Annotated in this window: 6 protein-coding genes; 4 read left to right on the forward strand and 2 right to left on the reverse strand. The window is 30.1% G+C overall.

Annotated elements, in window-relative coordinates; translation table 11 throughout:
• The first annotated feature begins 286 nt into the window (after positions 1 to 286).
• Together ACJAX4_RS21015 and ACJAX4_RS21020 are read left to right on the forward strand one after the other, a co-directional pair.
• On the forward strand, positions 287 to 448 hold the full coding sequence (locus tag ACJAX4_RS21015) for a hypothetical protein (protein ID WP_435791387.1): 162 nt from the start codon (positions 287 to 289) through the stop codon (positions 446 to 448).
• A 25-nt stretch (positions 449 to 473) separates the two neighbouring features.
• Entirely contained in the window at positions 474 to 1,034 is a 561-nt protein-coding gene (locus tag ACJAX4_RS21020) for a TVP38/TMEM64 family protein (RefSeq protein WP_435791388.1), read from the forward strand.
• A gap of 85 nt (positions 1,035 to 1,119) precedes the next feature.
• Here ACJAX4_RS21020 and ACJAX4_RS21025 read toward each other — a convergent pair whose 3' ends face one another.
• A complete protein-coding gene (locus ACJAX4_RS21025; RefSeq protein WP_435791389.1) occupies positions 1,120 to 1,971 on the reverse strand; it encodes an EamA family transporter in 852 nt (283 codons plus the stop codon).
• A 463-nt stretch (positions 1,972 to 2,434) separates the two neighbouring features.
• Between ACJAX4_RS21025 and ACJAX4_RS21030 the strand changes: the two genes are divergently transcribed.
• Positions 2,435 to 4,243, forward strand: a complete 1,809-nt coding sequence (locus tag ACJAX4_RS21030) for a bifunctional diguanylate cyclase/phosphodiesterase (RefSeq protein ID WP_435791390.1) — start codon at positions 2,435 to 2,437, stop codon at positions 4,241 to 4,243.
• 44 nt (positions 4,244 to 4,287) lie between these two features.
• Here the strand turns inward: ACJAX4_RS21030 and ACJAX4_RS21035 are convergent, their stop codons facing one another.
• Positions 4,288 to 5,076, reverse strand: coding sequence for a tryptophan-rich sensory protein (locus tag ACJAX4_RS21035; protein WP_435791392.1), 789 nt, complete (start codon positions 5,074 to 5,076; stop codon positions 4,288 to 4,290).
• Between the two features lie 429 nt (positions 5,077 to 5,505).
• Here ACJAX4_RS21035 and ACJAX4_RS21040 point away from each other — a divergent pair, with 429 nt between their 5' ends.
• Positions 5,506 to 6,246, forward strand: a complete 741-nt coding sequence (locus ACJAX4_RS21040; RefSeq protein ID WP_435791393.1) for an alpha/beta family hydrolase — start codon at positions 5,506 to 5,508, stop codon at positions 6,244 to 6,246.
• Positions 6,247 to 6,578: the final 332 nt, after the last annotated feature.

The raw sequence follows: 6,578 nt of genomic DNA on the forward strand, positions 1-6,578 counted from the left end.
AACAAATGACACTCTAAAGAAACGTAACTACATATTCTTTTCGGATTATTATAACCACGTTAAACCCGTAAACTAATAAAACGCCTTATACCGAACGGTACGTAGGGTGTTGTGAAAGGGGCGAAACATTTTAATTGTTAGCTTCTATTCGATTGGTTTAATTTAGTTAGATTTAAGTTTGTTTAATGAGTTAACCATGGTGCTGTCGCTATTCTCGTTGCTAATATTAATTAGGGTTTATAATATTACCACAGTGATTACATGCAAATATGGTAGAATATATTAGTTGGTCATTCGGGATATAAGGTTTAATGGAAATGGCAAAGGACTTATATATCCTAAAATACCACCATCAAATCAACTAGTATGGAAGGCTTTTGAAATAGCAGTTGAGGTTGCAATAAATAATTGTGGAAAATCAAAACAGAGAATTGCCCAGTCTGGATAGATGCTATGCTAAAAAGGAGAAAGAAATGTTTAATATAAGTGATATAATTGAGGTTTTTAAAAATAACAGTTTTATGGCAGTTCCTATAAGTCTTCTAATAAGTATAGTTATTTCGCTTATGGGGGTACTACCTTCAGTATTTGTAACTGGAGCTAACATAGTTTTTTTTGGGCCTGTTCAGGGTTTTTTGATATCTCTGTTGGGAGAAACAATAGGAGCCTATATTACTTTTACTGTTTATAGATTAGGGTTTAAGAAAAAGATAAAGAAATTCACAGATAAACATAAATTACTTTCAGAGATAGTTAATAGTGAAGGGAAAAAGGCTGGACTATTAATATGTGAAGGGAGAATAATTCCGTTTATACCATCAGGATTTGTGACACTGGCAGCCTCAATAAGTAATGTTAACGGCAAGGTATTCACCGTTGCAACTTTGATTGGAAAGGCTCCATCTATAGCTTTAGAAGCACTGGTTAGCTATGATATAATTAATATTTATAATAATTGGTTGCGATTAGTTATAACAATTATTGCATTAATACTTATTAAATTTACAATTGGAAAAGGAAAAAGGGAAAGCTAATTTATTCAATCTTTTGAAGGCTGAGTGCCCCTATTGTTTAGATTTAATATGTTGAATTTATTTTATTATAAAAGTTGTCTATGCACTAAAAAGTAATAAATAAAATGCCTAAAATTAATAAACAAATGCACAAAAATTTTTCTTTTAAGTTTTTCTCTTTAAATATTAAGCCACCTATAATTACAGAAATAAAAATTGAAATTTTTCTAAGAGGCATAACTAGTGATATTTGGCTAGATGGAATACTTAATACAGTGAAATATATTCTATCGGAAATAATAAGTAATAAGCTCATAAGTGGTATATATAAATCAAACTTAATAGGGCTTTTATCTTTATTTTTCAGTCTAAGATAAAATAACGTAGAAGCATTAAATAAAAACATAAATAAGGAAAACCAAAATTGCATTTGTCCAGGGTTAGTAGACCTTAAAATTACCTTATCAATAGTCGCACTTACAGCATTTAAAACTGCAGCAATTATCATGAAATGTAAATATTTGTTATTGAATAGTTTAACTACTTCTTTTGAACCTACTTTCCCAATAAAATAATAGGAAAGTAACATAATTATAATACCTATGCACTGAAATAATGTAAGCCTCTCATTTAATATCAATATACCAAAAATAATTGAAAATAAAGGGTTAATAGTATCAAAAGGAGTTATAACACTTATAGGTAGATTTTTAATTGCTGTGAAACTTAAAATAAAAACTAAAAACACTATAAAGGTTTTAAAAAAAATAACAAGAATTGTGTCTGCACTCATACTCATAGCACTGTTAAATTCAAAAGACACAAGTAAAAGGCTAAAGAAAGAATAAATAGTTAGTACCACTAATACAGAATTCTTTTTAAAGGCCTTCTTTTTAGCAATATCCAAAAATCCTGATAAAATACCTGATAATATCGTCAACCAAATCCATAGATACATTAGAATATACTCCTTATCAATAAAAAATAATATATAAATTAGAACTTTAATTAGTATACCATATTATTTTTAATTAAGAAGAAATTTTAAGGGAAAATATTAAGGAGAAAAGATAAATTCTTTTGAGATATCACTATTGAAATCTTAACATAATTTAGTTTATTACTAATTAATGTGTGTCCTTTGTTGAACTTTCTAAAATCAAAGGTTGGAGAACAATTAATATAAGTGCATATAGGAATATTTTTAGGAATAAAGAGGAACATTTGAGAATTTGTAGAATATTTATAACGATATGCTCTTTTAAGACTATAACTTCCAGTATATATTTGTTACAGATAAAATTATTTATCACATCTGTAGCGTAAATTCAGGTGGGAAGATAGGTTTAATGTTAAAAATATAAAAAATATGATGAAATATTAAAAATTAAACTAATTAGAAAATAGTGGAGGTGAAGCATATGGATTATACTAGCAATACTTGTGAGCAGCTAATTGAGAGAATAGCTGAACTTGAAATGCTTAACAAGGAACTCTTGGCGGAAAAAGAGCAGGAAGACAGGCTTGATTTTGCTTGGTCTGGAAATTTGGGGCATTGGTACTGGAATATAAAAACTAACTCAGTTGTTTTTAATATGTTAAAGGTAACTACTTTAGGCTATACCATGGATGAATTACCACATAAAATAAATTATCAATTTTTTACTGATAAATTGCATCGGGATGATTACCAGAATACAATGAATGCAATGGTTCTTCATATGCAGGGTAAAGCCAGTGCTTACGAGACTGAGTACCGTATTCAGGCCAAGGATAAGAGCTGGAAATGGTTTTATGATTGTGGCAAAATAACACAAAGAGATATTAATGGAAAACCTGAATTTATATCTGGAATAGTGTTTGACATAACGGACAGGAAACAACAGGAGATTGATTTGAGAAAGGAAAACTCACTTAAGTATATTGATGAGTTAACTGGTGGTGAAAATAAAAACTCCTTTAAAATTAAAGCCAAAAATTTTATTAAAAACAATAGTAATCAACATGCTTTTATCGTGATGGATATTGACAACTTTAAATTAATTAATGATATTTTTGGGTATGAGCAAGGTGATTTGCTTTTAATACATATAGCAAATGTGTTATCGTTACATTTAAATAAGGATGAAGTTTTCGCACGTATTACAGGAGATAAATTTAGTGTGATCCTTGAATATGTAAATAAAAATGAGATTGAAAGTCGGATAGAGAAAATTACAAAAGATATTACAAACTTTAAATTTGATACTGATTCACATTTTAATATGGTTGTAAGCACTGGTATTTTTATAATTAAGAATACTAATATTACAATTGATATAATCGGCGACCGAGCAAGCATTGCAGCCAATATGATAAAAGGCAACTACACTAGTACACATTTCTTTTACAATGATGATATGCATGACCAGATAATTAAGGTGAATGAAATAGAAAAAGAGATGCATTCAGCTCTCGAGAATGGAGAATTCAAGGTGTATCTGCAGCCAAAATATGATTTCAAAACAGAAGAAATAGCAGGCGCAGAAGCGCTAATTCGTTGGCAGCACCCTATGAAAGGAATTATACCGCCAGATGGATTTATTCCTGTTTTTGAAAAGAATGGATTTGTAACTAAAATTGATATGTATGTCTTTGAGGAAATATGTAAAATGCAAAAGAAGAGGGCAATAGAGGGTAGAAAGCCACTTATTGTATCTGTAAATCAGTCAAGACTTCATTTGCATAACCCAGAATATGTAGATACATTAAAATCTATTATTAAAAAATATGGCATAAATCCCGGAGTCATAGAATTGGAACTAACTGAAAGTGCATTTGCTTGCAATATGGATATTATTTTTGATATTACCAGAAGGCTTCACAAAATAGGCTTTAGACTATCCATAGATGATTTTGGATCTGGGTACTCATCCTTGAATATGCTAAAGGATGTTTTCATAGATGTAGTAAAGATTGATCGTGAATTTTTCAACGAAACCCTAAATACATTGCGTGGTAAAAAAATAATTAAAAGTATTATTATGATGTCAAAAGATTTAGGAATAGAAACTGTGGCAGAAGGAGTTGAGACAAAAGAACAAGTTAAGTTTCTTCGTGAAATTGGTTGCGATTTAGCACAAGGGTACTATTATGCGAAGCCTATGCCAATGTTAGATTTTGATGATTTATTAGAAAAGGAAATAAGTCATAAATTATTGACTTCTTCTAAATTATTCAGTTGTATTTAATTTTGATGTTTTAACTTTCCATCTAATATCCATTATTAAAACAGTTATCTAACATTTGTACCCTTCTTTGCAATATATAGTAGGCATATAAAAATAACAACTAAAGAAATGATAAGCGTAGAGATGATCGCAGTATATTCACCTGCAAATCCAATTGAGGAAATATGCTTTATGAGTATCCCCGAATAAGCCCAAAATATAACTATACCATAAGGAATATCTTTATTTTTTAGCGTTGTAGCCATACCAATAATAAGGCCAATTAATATAATAATTATTGTCCAGATCTGCTCAGATAAGCCCCCACCATTCCAGCCTAAACTAACGAGCATTGTGGTGGCATTAGCAATTGTTGCTACAGTAATCCACCCAAAATAAACGCTAAAAGGAAGTTTTACAAATGACTTTTCTTTTGAGGTTAGTTCTATGGAGTTTATATTAATATTAATTTTAATTAAGCAACCCAGTATTACCAGCATCAAAATTATGGAAAGTGGAATGATTTTATACTGCCAGCTAAATATCCATGCCGTATTGGCTAGCGAAGATATAATAAAATAACCGCCAATAAGTTTAACTATAGATTTAGTATCAGCTTCTTTAAATAGTCCCAGTTGATAAATTACAAATACAGCAAGCAATAGGTATATTAGTCCCCATATTGCAAATGTAACACCAGCAGGTGCAAACAGATTAGGATATAAATCTGAAACTCCACCTGTTGTTATATCATTAATGGGCAAAATGTTTGCTAATGCATTAACAGTAACCATGAGAATAAAACTAAGCACCGTGAAAGTTTTTAGGATTTTCACTTTTATTTGTTGCGACATTATTAAATCACCCTCTTATTTTACTAAATTTTTCAATTAAACATACAATAAATTTAAATATGGTCTAATTTGATTAATATTTATAAAATTAAAATTCTTTCTATTATATAAAGTATTCAACCAACTAGAATTATATATTCATTTAGTGGTAAACACTAGTTTATATTTATAACTTGATTAGTTGATTAAGAAACATATTATAGTTAATATAGTATAAAATAAGATGGATAATAGTAAAAAAATTATGAGACTGATAAAATGAGTTAATGCTTTTATGGAATAATGCTTAATAAACTACTTTTCAAATTGTGGAATAATTGCTACACAATTTCAAAAGCAGCGAATATTATGGAAAGGAGGGCTGAGATAAAATTTAATGAATATTACTTTATAGTTTTTTAAAAGCTTATATAGGAAGAGGGATATAATTTGAAAGTTTTTATCAAAAATAAATGGAAATATTTTATATTTATTATTCCCATAATAATTATAGTAATAATTACAACATATACAAACGACTATTATAGAGCAATGCCGGAAGCTGAAATTTTGTTGCGTTCAAATGATAAAGTTGAGTATAAAGGGTCACCTTGGATTGAATATACAGCTAAAAATAAAATAATTACGAAAGGTCTAATTATATACCCTGGTGGAAAAGTTTCACCAGAAGCTTATGCACCTTTAGCTGAGAATGTTGCAGAGGGTGGTTTTAAAGTTATAATTGTACCAATGCCATTGAACCTTGCTGTACTTTCTCCTAATAAAGCTGGTTTTGTTATAGAAAAATATCCGCAAATTAAGCAGTGGTACATAGCTGGACACTCCCTCGGTGGTGTTATGGCAGCACAATTTGCATACAAAAACCATGATGAAATTAATGGATTAATACTCTTAGCGGCATATCCGGAGAAAAGTAATAATCTATCATCAAGTGGAGTAAAGGTTTTATCAATATATGGGACTAAAGATGGATTTGTTGGAAAGGATAAGATTGATGAATCTAAAAAACTACTGCCGAAAAGTACAAAATGGATTCCTATTCAGGGAGGTAATCATTCTCAAAATGGTTGGTATGGATTTCAAAAGGGTGACAATACAGCAACTATAACAAGAGATGAACAGCAAAATATTATAGGCGAATCTATAGTTCAATTTATAATTGATAATTAGGCATCACTTTAGCCTATACCATACTCAAGCCGTTGATTTCACTGATATTTCTACTGATTTTAAAAGTGTACCAAATTCGGACTTTCTTCCTCTATTGATTTTTGATAAAATCAGATAGAAGGATGGGCGAAATGAGAAAAACCTACTTTCAAAATATTAATATGCACTTAAAGCAAGTACCCCCACATCATTAGATATGGGGGTGATTTTAGTGTGCCAGGCATGGCAATTAACTAGGTGGTGAAAGTCCACTGTGGGGGTCTGTAGTTACCAACCACTAGCTGAAGACAAGGTATCCACCGTGAGGTGTGAGCTGGAGGAAGTCCTAGGCA

The sequence above is a fragment of the Clostridium sp. genome (assembly GCF_051278035.1).
Classification (GTDB): domain Bacteria; phylum Bacillota; class Clostridia; order Clostridiales; family Clostridiaceae; genus Clostridium_AD.

Excerpts from the sequence above, each read along its gene's own strand:
- ACJAX4_RS21025 (WP_435791389.1), bottom strand. The coding sequence starts at position 1,971 with ATGTATCTATGGATTTGGTTGACGATATTATCAGGTATTTTATCAGGA.
- ACJAX4_RS21020 (WP_435791388.1), top strand. The coding sequence starts at position 474 with ATGTTTAATATAAGTGATATAATTGAGGTTTTTAAAAATAACAGTTTT.
- ACJAX4_RS21035 (WP_435791392.1), bottom strand. The coding sequence starts at position 5,076 with ATGTCGCAACAAATAAAAGTGAAAATCCTAAAAACTTTCACGGTGCTT.
- ACJAX4_RS21030 (WP_435791390.1), top strand. The coding sequence starts at position 2,435 with ATGGATTATACTAGCAATACTTGTGAGCAGCTAATTGAGAGAATAGCT.